Source organism: Streptomyces sp. N35, from assembly GCF_016464295.1.
GTDB lineage: Bacteria > Actinomycetota > Actinomycetes > Streptomycetales > Streptomycetaceae > Streptomyces.
Genome location: NZ_JAEIMH010000131.1, coordinates 1 through 17,043, shown reverse-complemented (window position 1 = coordinate 17,043; position 17,043 = coordinate 1). Strand labels below are relative to the sequence as shown.

16 protein-coding genes are annotated in these 17,043 nt (G+C 70.8%); 13 read left to right on the top strand and 3 right to left on the bottom strand.

Annotated features, from left to right (window positions below; all coding sequences use genetic code 11):
• Positions 1-277: 277 nt before the first annotated feature.
• The gene (locus JAO81_RS39485; protein ID WP_199552834.1) at positions 278-1,900 is read right to left on the bottom strand and encodes an acyl-CoA synthetase; all 1,623 of its coding nucleotides are present in this window, start codon (positions 1,898-1,900) and stop codon (positions 278-280) included.
• Positions 1,901-2,143: 243 nt separating this feature from the next.
• Between JAO81_RS39485 and JAO81_RS39480 the strand changes: the two genes are divergently transcribed.
• From JAO81_RS39480 to JAO81_RS39455, 6 genes are all read left to right on the top strand, one after another.
• Positions 2,144-2,944, top strand: coding sequence for a crotonase/enoyl-CoA hydratase family protein (locus JAO81_RS39480; RefSeq protein ID WP_199552833.1), 801 nt, complete (start codon positions 2,144-2,146; stop codon positions 2,942-2,944).
• Positions 2,945-2,987: 43 nt separating this feature from the next.
• Positions 2,988-3,932: a Zn-ribbon domain-containing OB-fold protein gene (locus tag JAO81_RS39475; protein WP_199552832.1), complete on the top strand. Its 945-nt coding sequence runs from the start codon at positions 2,988-2,990 to the stop codon at positions 3,930-3,932.
• Positions 3,933-4,979, top strand: a complete 1,047-nt coding sequence (locus JAO81_RS39470; protein ID WP_199552831.1) for a thiolase domain-containing protein — start codon at positions 3,933-3,935, stop codon at positions 4,977-4,979. It abuts the gene before it with no gap.
• Positions 4,976-6,148: a thiolase domain-containing protein gene (locus JAO81_RS39465; RefSeq protein WP_199552830.1), complete on the top strand. Its 1,173-nt coding sequence runs from the start codon at positions 4,976-4,978 to the stop codon at positions 6,146-6,148. Before JAO81_RS39470 ends, JAO81_RS39465 begins: the two co-directional genes overlap by 4 nt.
• Before the next feature lie 102 nt (positions 6,149-6,250).
• The gene (locus tag JAO81_RS39460; RefSeq protein WP_199552829.1) at positions 6,251-6,499 is read left to right on the top strand and encodes a DUF397 domain-containing protein; all 249 of its coding nucleotides are present in this window, start codon (positions 6,251-6,253) and stop codon (positions 6,497-6,499) included.
• A 197-nt stretch (positions 6,500-6,696) separates the two neighbouring features.
• Positions 6,697-7,449, top strand: coding sequence for a class I SAM-dependent methyltransferase (locus tag JAO81_RS39455; protein ID WP_199552828.1), 753 nt, complete (start codon positions 6,697-6,699; stop codon positions 7,447-7,449).
• 40 nt (positions 7,450-7,489) lie between these two features.
• Here the strand turns inward: JAO81_RS39455 and JAO81_RS39450 are convergent, their stop codons facing one another.
• Positions 7,490-8,209 (bottom strand): leucine-rich repeat domain-containing protein, encoded by a 720-nt coding sequence (locus JAO81_RS39450; RefSeq protein WP_374194414.1) that lies wholly within the window; start codon positions 8,207-8,209, stop codon positions 7,490-7,492.
• On the bottom strand, positions 8,200-8,859 hold the full coding sequence (locus tag JAO81_RS39445) for a pyridoxal 5'-phosphate synthase (RefSeq protein WP_307814167.1): 660 nt from the start codon (positions 8,857-8,859) through the stop codon (positions 8,200-8,202). The genes JAO81_RS39450 and JAO81_RS39445 overlap by 10 nt, the downstream gene beginning before the upstream one ends.
• 49 nt (positions 8,860-8,908) lie before the next feature.
• Between JAO81_RS39445 and JAO81_RS39440 the strand changes: the two genes are divergently transcribed.
• The 7 genes from JAO81_RS39440 to JAO81_RS39410 all read left to right on the top strand — a co-directional run.
• Positions 8,909-9,490, top strand: a complete 582-nt coding sequence (locus JAO81_RS39440) for an ABATE domain-containing protein (RefSeq protein ID WP_199552826.1) — start codon at positions 8,909-8,911, stop codon at positions 9,488-9,490.
• Positions 9,491-9,503: 13 nt separating this feature from the next.
• Positions 9,504-9,815, top strand: coding sequence for a hypothetical protein (locus JAO81_RS39435; RefSeq protein ID WP_199552825.1), 312 nt, complete (start codon positions 9,504-9,506; stop codon positions 9,813-9,815).
• A gap of 122 nt (positions 9,816-9,937) precedes the next feature.
• Complete coding sequence (locus tag JAO81_RS39430; RefSeq protein ID WP_199552824.1) at positions 9,938-10,819, top strand: metalloregulator ArsR/SmtB family transcription factor; 882 nt, start codon at positions 9,938-9,940, stop codon at positions 10,817-10,819.
• Positions 10,816-11,418, top strand: a complete 603-nt coding sequence (locus JAO81_RS39425) for a dihydrofolate reductase family protein (RefSeq protein ID WP_199552823.1) — start codon at positions 10,816-10,818, stop codon at positions 11,416-11,418. Before JAO81_RS39430 ends, JAO81_RS39425 begins: the two co-directional genes overlap by 4 nt.
• Positions 11,419-11,467: 49 nt before the next feature.
• The gene (locus JAO81_RS39420; RefSeq protein ID WP_233416556.1) at positions 11,468-12,094 is read left to right on the top strand and encodes a TetR/AcrR family transcriptional regulator; all 627 of its coding nucleotides are present in this window, start codon (positions 11,468-11,470) and stop codon (positions 12,092-12,094) included.
• 121 nt (positions 12,095-12,215) lie between these two features.
• Positions 12,216-14,174 (top strand): alkyl/aryl-sulfatase, encoded by a 1,959-nt coding sequence (locus JAO81_RS39415; protein WP_199552822.1) that lies wholly within the window; start codon positions 12,216-12,218, stop codon positions 14,172-14,174.
• A 150-nt stretch (positions 14,175-14,324) separates the two neighbouring features.
• Positions 14,325-17,043: AAA family ATPase (locus JAO81_RS39410; protein ID WP_199552821.1), on the top strand; the 2,719-nt coding region annotated here is incomplete at its 3' end.

Genomic DNA, 17,043 nt, shown 5'->3' with positions numbered 1-17,043 from the left:
GCCCGCCAGTCCCTTTTCAGAGTTGGCGCCCACCAGCGGCAGCCTGACCCCCCCGTGGGCCCCGGCGAACAGCCCGCCGAGGACGGCCGCGTACGGCCGCCCGCCGGCGCCCGCGGCTTCGGTCACCTTCTCGACGACACCCGCTGTGAGTTCGCCTTCGAACGCCCGCCAGTCCACCCCCGCGCCCTCCCCGCGTACGGATCCCGGGGACGACCCTCGCACACGGCGGAAGGGGCCCGCCCGGCGGACCCCTTCCTCGTACGAACGCGTCAGTGCGCTACAGACCGGCGTCCTTCTCCGCCAAGGCCTTCGCCCACCGATAGTCCGCCTTGCCGCTCGGCGAGCGCTGGATGTGGTCCGTGACCACCAGCTGGCGGGGGATCTTGTAGCCGGCGACGTGCGTACGGCAGTGGGACTGGACGGCGTCCAGGGTCAACGCCGGGGCGCCGTCGCGGAGTTGGACGACGGCCGCCACGTGGTTGCCCCACTTGGGGTCCGGGACGCCCGCGACCAGGGCGTCGTAGACGTCCGGGTGGGACTTGAGGGCCTGCTCGACCTCTTCCGGATAGACCTTCTCGCCGCCCGTGTTGATGCACTGCGAACCACGGCCGAGGACCGTGACGATGCCGCTCTCGTCGACCGTGGCCATGTCACCGAGCAGCACCCAGCGCTGGTCGTCCTTCTGGAAGAAGGTCTCGGCGGTCTTCGCCGGGTCGTTGTAGTAGCCGAGCGGTACGTGGCCGCGCTGGGCGAGACGGCCCACCTCGCCCACGGCCACCGGCTCGTAGGTGGCCGGATCGACCACCTGCGTCCGCTCGTTGACCTCGATGCGGAAGCCCTTCTCGGGTCCCGAGTCGGCGGTCGCCCGGCCGTTGGAGCCGGACTCCGATGAGCCGAAGTTGTTGAGGAGCATGACGTTCGGGACCAGCTCCTGGAACTCCGCGCGGACCGTGTCCGACATGATCGCGCCGGAGGAGGAGAGGCTGAACAGCGATGACATGTCGGTGCCCTTGCAGGGCCCGCGCAGCGCGTCCACCAGCGGGCGCAGCATCGCGTCACCGACGAGCGAGACGCTGAACACCTTCTCCTTCTCGATGGTGCGCAGCACCTCCTCGGGGGCGTACTTGCGGTGCAGGACGACCTTCTGGCCGTAGTCGAAGGCCACGAAAGTGGTGAGCGTGGACGTGCCGTGCATCAAAGGCGGGGTCGGGAAGAAGGTCAGGCCCGCGTTGCCGGCCGCCACCCGTTCGGCCAGCTCCTCGGGCCGCTTGACCGGCTCGCCGGACGGCGCCCCGCCGAAGAGTCCCGCGAAGAACAGGTCCTCCTGGCGCCACATCACGCCCTTGGGCATACCGGTGGTGCCGCCGGTGTAGATGATGAACAGGTCGTCCGCCGAGCGCGCACCGAAGCCCCGCTCGGCCGAACCGGCGGCCTCCGCGGCCGTGAACTCCGTCAGGTCGAGCGAAGGCGCGTCCGCGGGCGGCTCTCCCACGCGTATGAGGTGACGCAGCTTCTCCGTCTTGGGCAGCGCGGAGGCGACGCGCTCCGTGAACTCCGCGTCGAAGACCAGCGCGGCGAGGTCGGCGTCCCGGTAGAGGTACACCAACTCCTCTTCCACGTACCGGTAGTTCACGTTCACCGGTACGAGACGGGCCTTGAGGGCGGCGAGCATGGTCTGCACGTACTCGATGCCGTTGTAGAGGTGCAGACCCAAGTGCTCGCCGGGCTTCAGGCCCGAGGCGATCAAGTGGTGGGCGATGCGGTTGGCCGCGTCGTCCAGTTCGCGGTACGTGAGCCGGCGTTCGGCCCCCGTTCCCGGGTGGTCGACGTAGACCAGCGCCTCGCGATCCGGGACCACGTCGACGATCGACTCGAACAGGTCGGCAAGGTTGTACTCCACCGTTCCTCCTGACCCCGGACAGCACCCTGGCGATTAGCGATTCGGCGGTCATTAGACCCTCGTGCCGGACAACTGGGAAGGGGTGCCGCCGAAGAAATCTGACTGGCTGTCAGAAAACTATTGAACTGGACCTCCACCTACTGCAACCTGTTCTAGGTCTTGAGGCCGAACCGTCAAGTCCGGCCCCGGACGGGCCCTGCACCAGGGCGAGGCAGGGCTGAAGTCTTGAGACGGGAGGCACCAATGGGCGGGACCGAACACCTCACCGTGGAGCGCAAAGGCGCGACGCTGGTACTCACACTGAACCGGCCCGAGGCCAAGAACGCACTGTCGCTGCCGCTGCTCGTCGGCCTCTACGACGGATGGCTCGAGGCCGACGCGGACGACTCGATCCGCTCCATCGTGCTGACCGGGGCCGGCGGCGACTTCTGCGCGGGCATGGACCTCAAGGCCCTTGCGGGCAAAGGCATGGACGGCCAGCAGTACCGGGAGCGGATGAAGGAGGACCCGGATCTGCACTGGAAGGCGATGCTGCGTCATCACCGTCCCCGCAAACCCGTGATCGCCGCCGTCGAGGGCTACTGCGTCGCCGGCGGTACGGAGATCCTGCAGGGCACCGACATCCGTGTGGCGGGCGAGACCGCGACGTTCGGACTCAGCGAGGTCAAGCGGGCGCTCTTCCCGATCGGCGGGTCGACGGTCCGGCTGCAGCGGCAGATTCCGCGCACGCACGCCTTGGAGATGCTGCTCACCGGCCGCCACTACAGCGCGCGGGAAGCCCTGTCCATCGGCCTGATCGGCAATGTCGTGCCGGAGGGCAAGGCCCTCGACAAGGCCCTTGAGATCGCCGACATGGTCAACGCCTGCGGCCCGCTCGCCGTCGAGGCGGTCAAGGCCTCCGTGTACGACACGGCCGAGATGACCGAGACCGAGGGCCTCAAGTCCGAACTCGAGCGCGGCTGGCCGATCTTCGCCACCGAGGACGCCAAGGAAGGGCCGAAGGCCTTCGCCGAGAAGCGCCCGCCCGTCTACAAGCGAGCCTGAGCCGCGGTCCCGCAAACGCCCACGGAAACAAGGAGACACGCACGTGCCCGAACTCCTCAAAGCCCCCCTGGTCGTCGAGTTCCCCTTCACCCGCTCCCTCGGCCCGGTGCAGAGCGCCTTCCTCACCGGACTGCGCGAACGCACCGTCCTCGGGGTGAAGACCAGCGACGACAAGATCCTCGTGCCACCCGTCGAATACGACCCGGTGACCGCCGACGAACTGCGCGACCTCGTCGAGGTCGGCGCCACCGGCACCGTCACCACCTGGGCCTGGAACCCCGAGCACCGCCGGGGCCAGCCCCTCGGCAAGCCCTTCGCCTGGATCCTGGTCAAGCTCGACGGCGCCGACACGGCCCTCCTGCACGCCCTGGACGTCGAAGGCCCGGACGCCGTGCGCACCGGCATGCGGGTGCGGATCCGCTGGGCCGAGGAGCGCACCGGCGCCATCACGGACATCGCCTGCTTCGAACCGTACGAGGGCGACGAGAGCTCCGAAGCCGCCCCGCACGACGGGGAGTTCGAGGACAAGGTGAGCGGCATCGTCGCGCACGCACGCCTGGACTACATGTACTCGCCCGGCCGCGCGGCATCCGCCTACATCGGTGCGGTCGCCGAGCGGAAGATGGTCGGTGAACGCTGCCCGTCCTGTTCCAAGGTGTACATCCCGCCCCGCGGCGCCTGCCCCACCTGTGGAGTCGCCACCCGGGAAGCGGTCGAGGTCGGGCCGCGCGGCACCGTCACCACCTTCTGCATCGTCAATGTCAAGGCCAAGAACCTCGACATCGAACTGCCCTATGTCTACGCGCACATCGCCCTCGACGGCGCCGACCTCGCCCTGCACGGCCGCATCGCAGGGATCCCGTACGACCAGGTGCGCATGGGCCTGCGGGTCGAACCCGTGTGGACCGAGGGCGGGCGCTATCCGGACCACTACCGGCCCACCGGCGAGCCGGACGCGGACTACGACACGTACAAGGAGCTGGTGTAGATGCGAGAGGTAGCGATCGTCGCCTTCGCGCAGAGCGACCAGGTGCGCCACTCGGACGAGCAGTCCGAGGTCGAGATGCTGATGCCGGTCCTGCACCAGGTCAAGGAACAGACCGGCCTGAACGCCAGCGACATCGGGTTCACCTGCTCCGGCTCCTCCGACTATCTCGCCGGCCGTGCCTTCTCCTTCACCATGACCCTCGACGGCGTCGGCGCCTGGCCGCCGATCTCCGAGTCCCATGTGGAGATGGACGGCGCCTGGGCGATGTACGAGGCCTGGGTGAAGCTCCTGACCGGCGAGGCGGACACCGCGCTCGTCTACTCGTACGGAAAGACCTCGCCCGGCTCCGTCCGCGATGTGCTCACCCGGCAGCTCGACCCTTACTACGTGGCCCCGCTGTGGCCCGACGCGGTCGCGCTCGCCGCGCTGCAGGCACAGGCGCTCATCGATTCCGGCGAGACCGACGAGCCGGCGCTCGCCGGGATAGCCGCCCGCAGCCGGGATGCGGCCGCGAGTAATGCGCATGCCCTGATGAAGGGTGCGGTGCCGCAGGGGGAGTATGTGGTGCAGCCGCTGCGCAAGGGCGACTGCCCGCCCGTCAGCGACGGCGCCGTGGCCGTGGTCCTCGCCGCCGGGGACAAGGCGCGCGAACTGTGTGCGAGGCCCGCGTGGATCCGCGGCATGGACCACCGCATCGAGGCGCACAGCCTCGGCGTACGGGATCTGACCGACTCCCCGTCGACGCGGCTCGCCGCCGAACGCGCCGGGGCCTTCGAACGCCCAGTGGACACCGCCGAGTTGCACGCGCCGTTCACCTCGCAGGAGGTCGTCCTGCGCAAGGCGCTCAAGCTCGGCGACGACGTGAGCGTCAACCCGTCGGGCGGTGCGCTCGCCGCCAACACGGTCATGGCCGCGGGCCTGCTGCGGATCGGCGAGGCGGCATCCCGTATCCACCGCGGCGAGTCCGACCGCGCGCTCGCCCATGCGACGTCCGGCCCCTGTCTGCAGCAGAACCTGGTCGCCGTACTGGAAGGGGACGCCCAGTGAGCGTCACGAAAGAACCCGTGGCCGTCGTCGGAATCGGCCAGACCAAGCACGTCGCCGCCCGCAAGGACGTCTCGATCGCCGGCCTCGTCCGTGAGGCGGCCCAAAGGGCCCTGCAGGACGCCCAGTTGACCTGGTCCGACATCGACGCGGTGGTGATCGGCAAGGCGCCCGACTTCTTCGAGGGCGTCATGATGCCGGAGCTCTACCTGGCCGACGCACTGGGCGCGGTGGGCAAGCCGATGCTCCGGGTCCACACGGCGGGCTCGGTCGGCGGCTCGACCGCGCTCGTCGCCTCGAAGCTCGTGGCGTCCCGCGTCCACAAGACCGTCCTCACTCTGGCCTTCGAGAAGCAGTCCGAGTCCAACGCCATGTGGGGCCTGTCCTTGCCGGTCCCGTTCCAACAGCCCCTGCTCGCGGGCGCCGGCGGCTTCTTCGCGCCGCATGTCCGCGCGTACATGCGGCGCACCGGGGCGCCCGACCACATCGGCTCGCTCGTGGCGTACAAGGACCGGCGCAACGCGCTCAAGAACCCGTACGCGCATCTGCACGAGAAGGACATCACCCTGGAGAAGGTGCAGTCCTCGCCGATGCTCTGGGACCCGGTGCGCTACTCCGAGACCTGCCCGTCCTCCGACGGCGCCTGCGCGATGATCCTCACCGACCGGGAGGGCGCGGCGCGTTCACCGCAGCCGCCGGCCTGGGTGCACGGCGGGGCGATGCGTTCGGAGCCGACGATGTTCGCGGGCAAGGACTTCGTCTCGCCGCAGGCCGGCAAGGACTGCGCGGCCGATGTCTACCGCCAGGCCGGTATCAAGGACCCGCGTCGCGAGATCGACCTCGCGGAGATCTACGTGCCGTTCTCCTGGTACGAGCCCATGTGGCTGGAGAACCTCGGCTTCGCCGAAGAGGGCGAGGGCTGGAAGCTCACCGAGGCCGGCGTCACCGAACTCGACGGCGATCTGCCGATCAACCCGTCGGGCGGGGTGCTCTCCACCAACCCCATCGGTGCCTCCGGAATGATCCGGTTCGCCGAGGCCGCGCTGCAGGTGCGCGGTCAGGCCGGCGAGCACCAGGTCGACGGTGCGCGCAAGGCCATGGGTCATGCGTACGGCGGTGGCTCGCAGTTCTTCGCGATGTGGCTGGTGGGATCCGAGCCGCCGCAGAGCTGACGTGAACCATGCCGGACAGGCCGTACTCCTTCCGTGGCCTGTCCGGCACCTCCGCCGAAAGCTAGTCTGGCGGGCGGACGACATACCGGGAGGAGCAGGGACGTGGCCGAGAGCACCACCACCACCCGACAGCACCCCTTCGAGGGCTGGGAGAAGCCGGACCTCGATCTGAGCCGGGCGGACTGGCAGTCGGGCACCCGCAATCAGGGAGATGTGCAGATCGCCTTCGTCGAGGGCTTCATCGCGATGCGCAACGGCGGCCGCCCCGAGGGTCCGTCCCTGATCTTCACGCCCGCCGAGTGGCGGGCGTTCGTATTGGGGGCGCGGGACGGCGAGTTCGACCTCACGTAGGTGTACGAGGGGGCGGACGGCGGTGTGTACCGCCAGTCCGCCGGGGCGTTGTCTCCTGTAGATCCCTACGAAGACCGGACCCCGGTCCGGGAACCTCTTCATGCCTTCGACTCCTGGCTGCCGCAGCCCGGCGGGCGATGTACTCCTCACACCGAGCGGCACTTGCCGCGACCGACGATGTGCGGGGGTACGACGCCATGGGGACGCAGAGCACGCAGCTGTACGACGAGATCGGCGAGGCATTCGAGGGCTTCAAGGCGCTTCCGCTGGCGCAGTACGGAGAGGTGCCCAGCGTCCTGGCGCTGGTCGGCGACGTGCGGGGAAAGTCGGTCCTGGACCTCGCGTCCGGGACCGGCTTCTACAGCCGGGAGTTCAAGCGGCGTGGTGCCGCGGACGTCCTCGGCATCGACATCTCCGGCGAGATGGTCGCCGTGGCGCAGCGCATGGAGGAAGCCGCTCCGCTCGGCGTGCGCTACGAGGTCGGCGACGCGGCCGAACTGCGCGAGCTCGAGGAGCAGTTCGACATCGCCGTCGGTGTGCAGCTCCTCAGCTACGCCGCGGACATCGCCGCCATGGAGCGGATGTGCCGCAACATCCACCGCAGCCTCAAGCCGGGCGGCTCGTTCTTCATCCTCAACCAGTCGCCGGACTTCCGCTTCGACGGGCCTTCCATCGACAAGTACGGCTTCCGCAGCGAACTGACCGGCGAGGAGGCCGAGACCGGACCGCTCGCGCGCCTGACCGCGCACCTGCCGGGGCACCCGGTCAGCTTCGTCACGCCGCGCCCGCGCCGCGAGGTCTACGAGAAGTCGCTGACGGCGGCGGGCTTCAGCGATCTGGAGTGGGTGCCGCTGCATATCTCCGACGCCGGTATCCGTGAGCACGGCGAAGAGTTCTGGGCGGACCTGTTCGTCAACCCACCGCTCGAGCTGCTGCGCTGCCGCGCCTGAACCAGGGGGGTGCGTCCATCCGGCGTCCGGTGCCCCGTGCTCACCGCAGGACGACGCACCCCCGCCGCTCCAGCGTCTCGACGACCGCGCAGTCCCCGTCGAGGGGGTTCCAGCGCAGGTCCAGCTTCTCCAGGGCGGGCAGCTCACTGATCCAATACGGGAGGTCGCGTACCCGGTTGGACCGCAGGTCGACCTTCCGCAGACGCGGCAGACCTCGCAGGCCGGCGGGGACCTCCGCGAACCGGTTGTCGCGCAGCTCGACCTCCCGCAGCTCGGTCAAGTGCCGTGTGCTGTCCGGCAGTGCGTCGAGGCGATTGCCGCGCAGCCACAGTTCGCGCAGCGCACCGAGGTGACCGAGACCGTCCGGCAGGCCGGTCAGCCGGTTGTGCTGCGCGCGCAACTCGACCAGGGAGGTCAGGCCGCCCAGAGTGGCGGGGAGTTCGGTGAGCTGGTTCTCGCCGACGTTGAGATAACGCAGCCGGCTGAGGCGGCCCAAGGAGGCGGGCAGGCTGGCGAGCCGGTTGTCGTGCAGATAGAGAAAGCGTGAAAGGCCCGGCAGATCGCCGATCTCCGTGGGGATCTCGGTCAACCGGTTGTGCCCGAGGTCCAGGGTGTGCAGCTGACACAGGGTGCCGATCCGGGCGGGGAGCGCGACGAGCGCATTGTCCGCGAGCTGCAGCACCTCCACCTCGGGACGCCAGACGTCCTCGGGGATCTCCGTGAGCCCGGCCCGCCAGTGATCGACGTGGGTCACGGCCACAGCAACCTCCGCTGCCAGCCGCCGTCCTCGGCGGCGAGATACGTCAGGCGTGTGTGGCGCCGGCCCTTGTCGCCCTGCCAGAACTCCACCGACTCCGCCCGCACCGTGAGCAATTGCCAGCCCTCGGCCACGAGATCGGGCTGCTGCTCGACGCGGGCGAGGGAAGCGGCGACCGCGCTGTCCCGTTCGGCGAGACCGGTCAGCGGCTGTGACTGCCGTCCGAGCAGGGACTCGGCGCGGGCGCCGACGCCCCGCGCGAGGAAGTCGGCACGGGAGGCGTCCCGCCCCGCCGCGGCGACCGGCCCTCGGACGCGGACCTGGCGGGCGAGTTCGGGCCAGTAGAAGGTGAGCGCGGCAAAGGGGCGCTCGGCCAGATCGCGGCCCTTGACTCCGCCGCTGTCCGAGGCGAACTGCCAGCCCTCGGCATCCACGTTCTTGAGGATCAGCACCCTCGCCGTCGGATCGCCGTCCGCTCCCGCCGTCGACAGCGTCATCGCATGCGGTACGCGCACGCCCGAGTCCAGGGCGTGCAGCAGCCACTCGGTGAAGAGTTCCTCGGGCGTCGCCGGCGCGGTCGACGGGTCGAAGGCGGGAAGTTCGTCGGCGAACACCTCGATGCCCCGCAGGAGCTGACGTAGATCCTCGGCCACCCATACCTCCAGCGTCGTTAACGGTTCATGGGGACGTTAGCATTAGCCCATGCCGGACAGTCAGCTGGTCCTCGACCTCACCCTCACCATCCGCCACGACGGTCACGGAGGCGTCGCCGACGACCTCACCGAACCCGCCGGGCTGACGGCCTGGGTGCGTCAACACCTGCCGGAACTGGGGGAGTTCACCGCGGACCCGGTCACCCTCGCCTCCGTACGGGAGCTGCGCGCCGCCGTCCGTGCGCTCTTCGCCAAGGCCGTACGGCCGGGAGAGCCCAGCCCCGCCGACGCGCGCCGACTGCTGCCGGAGCTCGAGGCGCTGACCCGCCTGAACGCGGCGGCGGCCCGGGTTCCGGTCGTGCCGGTCTTCGCCTGGGACGCGGAGCCGCTCGCCGAGCTGCGCCCCGCGGCGCCGGCGGAACCGGCCGCACTGCTGACCGCCACGCTCGCGCGCGCGGCGATCACTTTCCTCGCCGGACCCGACCGCGCCAAGCTCCGCGCCTGTCACGCCCCGCGCTGTGTGCGCTACTTCCTCAAGGAGCACCCCCGCCAGGAATGGTGCAAACCCTCCTGCGGCAACCGGGCGCGCGTGGCCAGGCATCATGAGCGGCACCGCTCAGGCCAGTCGTGAACCGGGAGCTGCCGTGATCCGAGACCTGTACAACGTCCGCCCCGTAAGTGGCGAAGGTGGACCGACCCCGCTCACCCCCGACGAGGAGCGGCGCGTACGCCGGACGCTGTTCACGGAGCTCGGCAACGAGCTCGCCGACCACGGCCACGTCTCGTACCCCGCCCACACCCCGCCCGAGCGCCTCCGTCTGATCGAGGTCGGCCGCGCCCTGGGCGAGCACTGGGGAATCCCCGTCACCGTCGAGCCGGAGGACGAAGTCCGGATGAGGCTGTTCTTGCCTGGTCAGGTCGGTGGTGAAGGCGAGCGGGCGGGGGTCGGCGCGTAGGTGCGGCTGGGATCGGTGCGTAAGTGCGGACGCGAATCGGTGCGTAAGTGCCGCAGCCGGCAAGCGAGTTGCTTTGAGATATTCCTTGACACGGATATTCGCACTGAAGAATACTTCGGGGCATGGAGCAGATCGCATCCGCACTCGGCGACGCCGCCCGCTGGCGCATCGTCGAGCTGCTTGCCGGGCGTCCCCGGTCCGTCGGTGAACTGGCCGAGCTGACCGGGCTGCGGCAGCCGCAGACCACCAAGCACCTGCAAACGCTCGTACGGGCCGGGCTCGCCAGCGTCCACCCGCTCGGGCAGCGGCGGGTGTACGCGATCGAGGCCGCGCCGCTCGAAGCCTTCGGGGAGCGGCTGGGCGCGCTGGTCGAGGTGGCCCGTGCGCACCAGGGCGACCTGGATGTCATCGCCCGCTACCAAGCCGCGATCGAGGCGGAGTCGGCCGCCGCCGGCCGAGGCGGTGACCGGTGGGCGGACGGGCGGACCTTTGTGTTCCACCGCAGGCTCGACGCGGCCCGGGCCCTCGTCTGGCGGCACTGGACCGAGCCGGAACTGCTCGCCTCCTGGTGGGCGCCGCCCTCGCTGACCATCACCGAGTGCGCGCTCGAGCCGAAGGCGGGCGGGCGCGCCGTCCTCGACTACCGCGACGCGGAGGGGAGTTACCGCTCCGCCGGGCGGGTGCACACGGCGAAGGAGGCGGAACGCCTCGTCTTCGACATGGCGGTACGCGACGCCGCCGGGGCGGTTGTGTTCACCGGCCACTACGACCTGACGCTCACCGACACCGAGGGCGGCACCCGGCTCCGGCTGGGACTCGCCCTCACCGGGACCGCCGTCCAGGCGGCGCCCTTCATCGCGGGGATCGAGACCGGCTGGGGGCAGGTGCTCGACCGGCTCGACGAGGTGCTCGCCTCAACTCCCCGTACAGGCAGGGAACCCGCGGACGGCGCACCGTCCGACAGCCGAACCGTCCACCGGTCAAGTGAAGAGGACAAGCGATGAGCAACCGGACCGCACGCAAGGTGACCGCCAACATCGGCCTCACGCTCGACGGGCGCTACCACGGGGCCGGCGGGCCCGGCGACATGGGCGCGATCGTCCCGTACGCCGTCACGGATGTCGCACGCGACCATCTCGCCCGTATCCACGAAGGCAAGACCACCGCCGTCTTCGGCCGGGGCAACGCCCTGGGATTCGTCGGCTACTGGTCCTCGGTCGCCGAGGACGAGAACGCCGATCCGCGCGACCGCGGCTACGCGCAGTGGCTCATGGGCGCGGAGAAGGTCGTCTTTTCGACCACCCTCACCGAAGCGCCCTGGAAAAGGACCCGTGTGGTCAAGGGATCGGTCGGGGGCGTGATCCGCGACCTCAAGGCCGACGGGTCGCACGGCGACATCCTCGTCAACACCGCACCCAGCATCCTCAAGCCCCTGCTCGCCGCCGATCTCGTCGACCGCCTGTACCTCATGATCTGCCCCGAGATCGCCGGCGGCGGCGAGCGGCTCTTCGAGGACGGCCTGCCCGCGTCGGCCTGGGAGCTGATCAGCCAGGAGACCGGAAAGACCGGCGAACTCGCCCTGGTCTACGACCGGGTCCGCTGACCCGCACATGGCTGTGGACCGGTCGCGCGGCTCTGCCACGATGGGGCGCGTGACCGCAGCAGAGGACAACGGCCAGGGGGGCTCGACGCCACCGGCGGGACGCCGCAGATGGCGTGACCCGGAGCGCACGCGTGCCGTGCTCGTGGAGGCGCTGCTCGACCTGGTCGCCGAGGGGGAGCGCGAGCCCACGCGCAAAGCCATCGCCGAGCGCGCGGGTGTCTCGGAGCGGACCGTGTTCGTGCACTTCGCGGACCGCGAGGCGCTGTATGTCACGGCCGCCGAGCAGCAGGCGCAGCGGTGGCGGGCGTTCGCCGAAGAGGTGTCGCCCCAGTGGACGGTGGCGCGCAAGGTGCAGGCGCTGCTCGCACAGCGGGCGAAGATGTACGAGGTGATGACGCCCATCCGCAAGGTGGGGCTGCAGATCGAGCCGGACTCCCCGGGGCTGCGCCGGGTGATGGCCGACGGGGACGCGTGGTTCCGCGAGGACCTGGCCCGGGTGTTCGCCTCCGAGCTGGCGCTCGTGCCCGGAGCGCGCCGGCCGGGCGGACTGCTCGATTCACTGGAGGCCGCGGTCAGCTGGGCCGCCTGGGATCACCTGCGCGCGCGGCGGGGCCTCGATCCGGCACAGGCACGTACCGCTCTGGGGCGCACACTTCGGGCGCTCCTTGAGGCCTGACCGTCTGGGTCCTTGGTCGTCGCAACCCTTGACTCCTATTGCAGTCCGACTGCAATAGTGACCTCCGAGGGGCGCCGACCGCTGCGTCCTGCACCGACCCGATCCAGCAAAGGTGAGGCGCATGACGTCGATGGACCGGCGCGGCTTCGTCGCCGCGGCCGCAGGTGCCGCCGCGGCCGCCGTCGCACTCAACCCGCAGACCGCGGCGGCGGCTTCGGCAACGGCTGTGAAGGGAACACAGCCGTTCGCGCCGACGGACACCGGCGACCTCCCGTACGAGGACGAGGGCGACTTCGCCGACGCGGACCGCGGATTCGTCGCGGCTTTCACCGGAGGTCCGATCAAGACCGCCGCGGGAAAGCTCGCCTGGGACCCGGCCGCGTACACCTTCATCGGTGCGCACAAGGGCCGGCCCGACTCCGTCGACCCGAGCCTGTGGCGCCAGGCCCGGCTGCTCTCGCGCCGGGGCCTGTACAAGGTCACCGACCGGATCTACCAGGTGCGCGGCCTCGACCTGTCCAACATGACCATCGTCGAGGGCGATACGGGCATCATCGTCATCGACCCCCTGATCTCGGCCGAGACCGCGGCCGCCGCGCTCGCGCTCTACCGCGAGCACCGCGACCCGAAGAGCGACCGCCCGGTCAAGGCGATGATCTACACCCATCCGCATGTCGACCACTTCGGCGGCTGCCGCGGAGTGCTGCCCGGCGGCGCGCAGGGAGTGGAGATCCTCGCGCCGGAGGGCTTCATGGAGCACGCGGTCAGCGAGAACGTGTACGCGGGACCCGCGATGGCACGGCGCTCCGCGTACATGTACGGGGCCCAACTCCCCACCGGCGTCAAGGCACAGGTCGGCTGCGGGCTCGGTCTCAACGTCTCACTCGGGACCGTCGGCCTGATCCCGCCGACCCGGTACATCAGCGCGACCGGCCAGGACGTCACCCTGGACGGCGTGCGGATCGAGTTCCAGATGACACCGGGCACCGAGTGCCAGGCGGAGATGAACTTCCTCTTCCCCGATCTGCGCGCCGTGTGCATGGCGGAGAACGCCACCCACACCATGCACAACATCATCACGCTGCGCGGCGCCCAGGTCCGCGACGCCCATGCCTGGGCGGGCTATCTGACCGAGTCCGTCGGTCTCTACGCGGGGAAGGCCGATGTCGCCTTCGCCTCGCACCACTGGCCGACCTGGGGCAACGACGCGATCGTCGGACTCCTCACCCACCAGCGCGACCTGTACGGATACCTGCACGACCAGACCGTACGCCTCATCAACCAGGGCCGGACGGGCAGCGAGATCGCCGAGAGCTTCCGACTGCCGCCGCAGTTGGAGGGGGTGTGGGCCAATCGCGGCTACTACGGCTCGATCAGCCACAACGTCAAGGGGATCTACCAGCGCTACATGGGCTGGTTCGACGCCAACCCCGCCCATCTGTGGCAGCACCCGCCCGTCGAGGAGGCCAAGCGGTGGGTGGAGTGCCTCGGCGGCCAGCGCGCGGTGCGCCGGCAGGCCCGTCGCTATGCCGAGCGCGGCGATCTGCGCTTCGCGGTCACCCTGCTCAACAACGCTGTCTTCAACGACCCGGACGACCGCGACGCCAAGCGCGAGCTCGCCGGCCTCTACACCCGTCTCGGCCGGCGCATGGAGAACGCCGTGTGGCGGAACTTCTACCTCATGGCCGCGCAGGAACTCACCGAAGGGGTCAAGCCGGCGACCAGCGCCACCCTCGGCCCCGACATGTATATGGCGCTGTCCGTGGGCCAGTTGATCGATTCCATGGCCGTACGGGTCAACGGACCCAAGGCCTGGGATGTGAGCCTCACCGTCGACTGGCACATCGGCGACACCTACTGGCATCTCCGCCTGGCGAACGGCCTGCTCACCTGGACCACGTCCGCCGCGGCGGCGAAGGACGCCGGCCTGACGATGACCATGACGAAACCGCAACTGCTCGCCCTGCTCGCCGGAAAGGGCACGGCCGGCATCACGATGACCGGAGACCCGGCCCTTCTCAAGCGCCTCCTTTCCGTCCTTGACGCGCCCGACCCCGACTTTCCGATCGTCACGCCCTGAGCCGTACGCCCGCACCGCAGGGCATTCCCGGCCTCAACTCCCCGAACAGCAGGGCCCGATGCCCCCGCACCGGCGTACGCTGAGGTCCCTTGAAGCCACGGCGTGCACCGGCTCCCCGCGCCCGCGCACCACCGCGGCAGGGGGTGCGGCATGAACCAGGGCATACCGTCGGGGTCGTCGGGGTCGTCGGGCCCCAAGGCCGGTGGCGCGCGGCGGCGCACGCTGTTCGAGCGCGAGGACGAACTCGCCGCCGTGGAAGAGGCTTTGACCGAGCTGTCAGGCCTCGTCCCCGAAGGGTTCGACCCGCTGGACCGCCCGAGCGGCGCCCTGCTCGCCTTCTCCGGGCGTGCCGGGATGGGCAAGACCAGCCTGATCGCTGAAGTGCGCCGGCGTGCGCACGCCAAAGGCTGCACCGTGCTCGCCGCGCGCGGTGGCGACCAGGAGCAGCACGTCGCCTTCCACGTCGCCCGTCAGCTCGTCCAGCCGCTGCTCGCCGGAGCCTCGCAGGACGAGATCCGCGCGACCCTCGGCAGTTGGTACGACATCGTCGGACCCGCCCTCGGTCTGTGTGCCCCGGCCGAGGGCGCCCCGCCCGACCCCCAGGGTCTGCGCGACGGGCTCGACTGGGTGCTCACCCACCTCGCCATCCAGCGTGCGCCGATGGTGCTCGTCCTCGACGACGCGCACTGGGCCGACCGCGAATCACTGAGCTGGCTCGCCGCCTTCGCGCCCCGTGCCGAACAGCTTCCTCTGCTCCTCGTCGTGGCCTATCGCCCGGAGGAACTCCCGGACTACGCAGATGAGTTCAGGGGACTCCCGGGCCGCGCCGGTCAGCGGCCCATCGACCTCGAACCGCTCAGCGCACCCGCCATCGCCCGGCTCGTACGCGAGAGCGTCGGGGCGCACGCCGACGACGCGTTCTGCCGTGAGACCTGGGCCGTCACCGCGGGCAACCCCTTCGAGGCGGTCGAGGTCACCGCGAAGGTGCGCGACCGCGGCCTCGAACCCAATGAGGCCGGCGCCCATCTGCTGCGTGACCTCGCCGCCGCCGTCAAGGGCAGCGGTCTCGTCGCCCGCCTGGAACGGCTCGGCACCTCCACCGTGCGCTTCGCCTGGGCCTGCGCGGTGCTCGGCACCGAGATCTCCCCGCACCTGGCCGCATCCGTCGCCGGACTCGGCGGCGAGGAAGCCGGTGACTGCGCCGACCGGCTGCGCGGCGCCCGTATCCTCACCGGCGCCGACACCCTGGAGTTCGTGCACCCGCTGATCGCCACCGCCGTCTACCGTGCCATCCCCGGCGGAGTCCGAGTCGCCCTGCACGGACAGGCCGCCTGGGCGGTCATCAACGAAGGACTCGGCGCGGCCGCCGCCGCGCGCCACCTTCAGGACCCCCCCCCCGCCGCCCCCCCCGGGGTCGTCCGGCACCTGCGCCCCGCCGCCCGGGAGGTCCAGCGGGCCGGCGCCCCCGACGCGGGCCGCCGCTATCTCGCCCGCGCCCTGCGCGAGCCGCCTCCGTGCGAGGAACGGGCCGGTGTGCTCTACGAGTTGGGCTGCGCCTCGCTGCTCACCGAACCCGCCACCACCGTCAACCATCTGCGGGCCGCGCTCGCCGAACGGATCGCGGACCCCGAGCTGCGGCACGGCATCGTCATCCGGCTCTCCCAGGTCCTCGCCCACTCCGACCGCCTGGCCGAGGCCTCCGCCACCCTCGGCCACGAGATCCAGCTCGCCGAGGACGCACGCGTACGGCTGCGGATGCAGGCCGAGCAGTTCATGTGGGACGCCTTCCGCTCCGACGAACCCAACTCACCCGCCCGCTCGAGGAGGTTGGCCCGGCTCGCCGACCGCCTGACCGGACGCGATCTCACCGAGCGGTACATCATCGGGCTGCGCGCCTGGGACGCCACCCTGCGCGGCGAACCCGCCGACGTCGCCGTCCACCACGCCGAACGCGCGCTCACCGGCGGTCTGGGCTGGGCCGCCGAGGAGGACCGCGGCTTCGAGGTGCCCGTCCTCGTCGCCCTCGCCTTCCTCTACGCCGACCGGCCGGGCCGCGCCGAAGAGCTCTTCGCGGCCGGGATCGCCGACTTCGAGCAGCAGGGCTGGCGCGGCGGCCACCTGTCCTTCGGCTACACCCTGCTCGGCTATGTCCGGCTGCGCCGCGGACGGCTCGCCGAGGCCGAGGACTTCGCGCGCGCCGGACTGCGCCTGGCCGAACGCGTCGGTCGCCGTACGCCCGCGCATTGGTACGCGGTCAGCATCCTCGTCGAGATCCTCCTCGCCCGCGGCCGGGTCACCGAGGCGGCACATATCGGCGAGGAGCACGGATTCGGACCGCCGTTCCCGGCCGCCGTGACGTTCCCCGACTCGCAGACCGTGTACGGCGAACTCCTCCTCGCGCGCGGCCAGGTGCGGGAAGCGGCCGTCGAACTCTCCGCGGCCGGACGGCGCCTGGACCCGCGCGGAATGCGCAACCCCGCCTGGTGCCCCTGGCTGCTGCACCTCGCGCGCGCCGAGTCCCACGACACCCCGGCACGCGCCACCTCGCTCGCGCAGGAAGCCGTCCAGCGTGCGCGGCAGTACGGGACCGCATCCGCGATCGGTCAGGCCCTGCGGATCCACGCCCAGGTGGGCCCGTCCGCCGAGCGTGCCAAGCTCCTCGAGGAATCCGTCGCCCACCTCGAACGCTCACCGGCAGGCCATGAGCTGGCCTGCTCGCTGGTCGACCTCGGCGCGGAGCTGCGCCGCACCGGCAGGACCGCGGAGGCCGCCGACCATCTGTACCGCGGCCTCGACGCCGCGGCGCAGTGTGGCGCCGGCGGGCCCGTCGCGCAGGCCCGCGGTGGGCTCGCCGCGGAGGGGCAGCGAC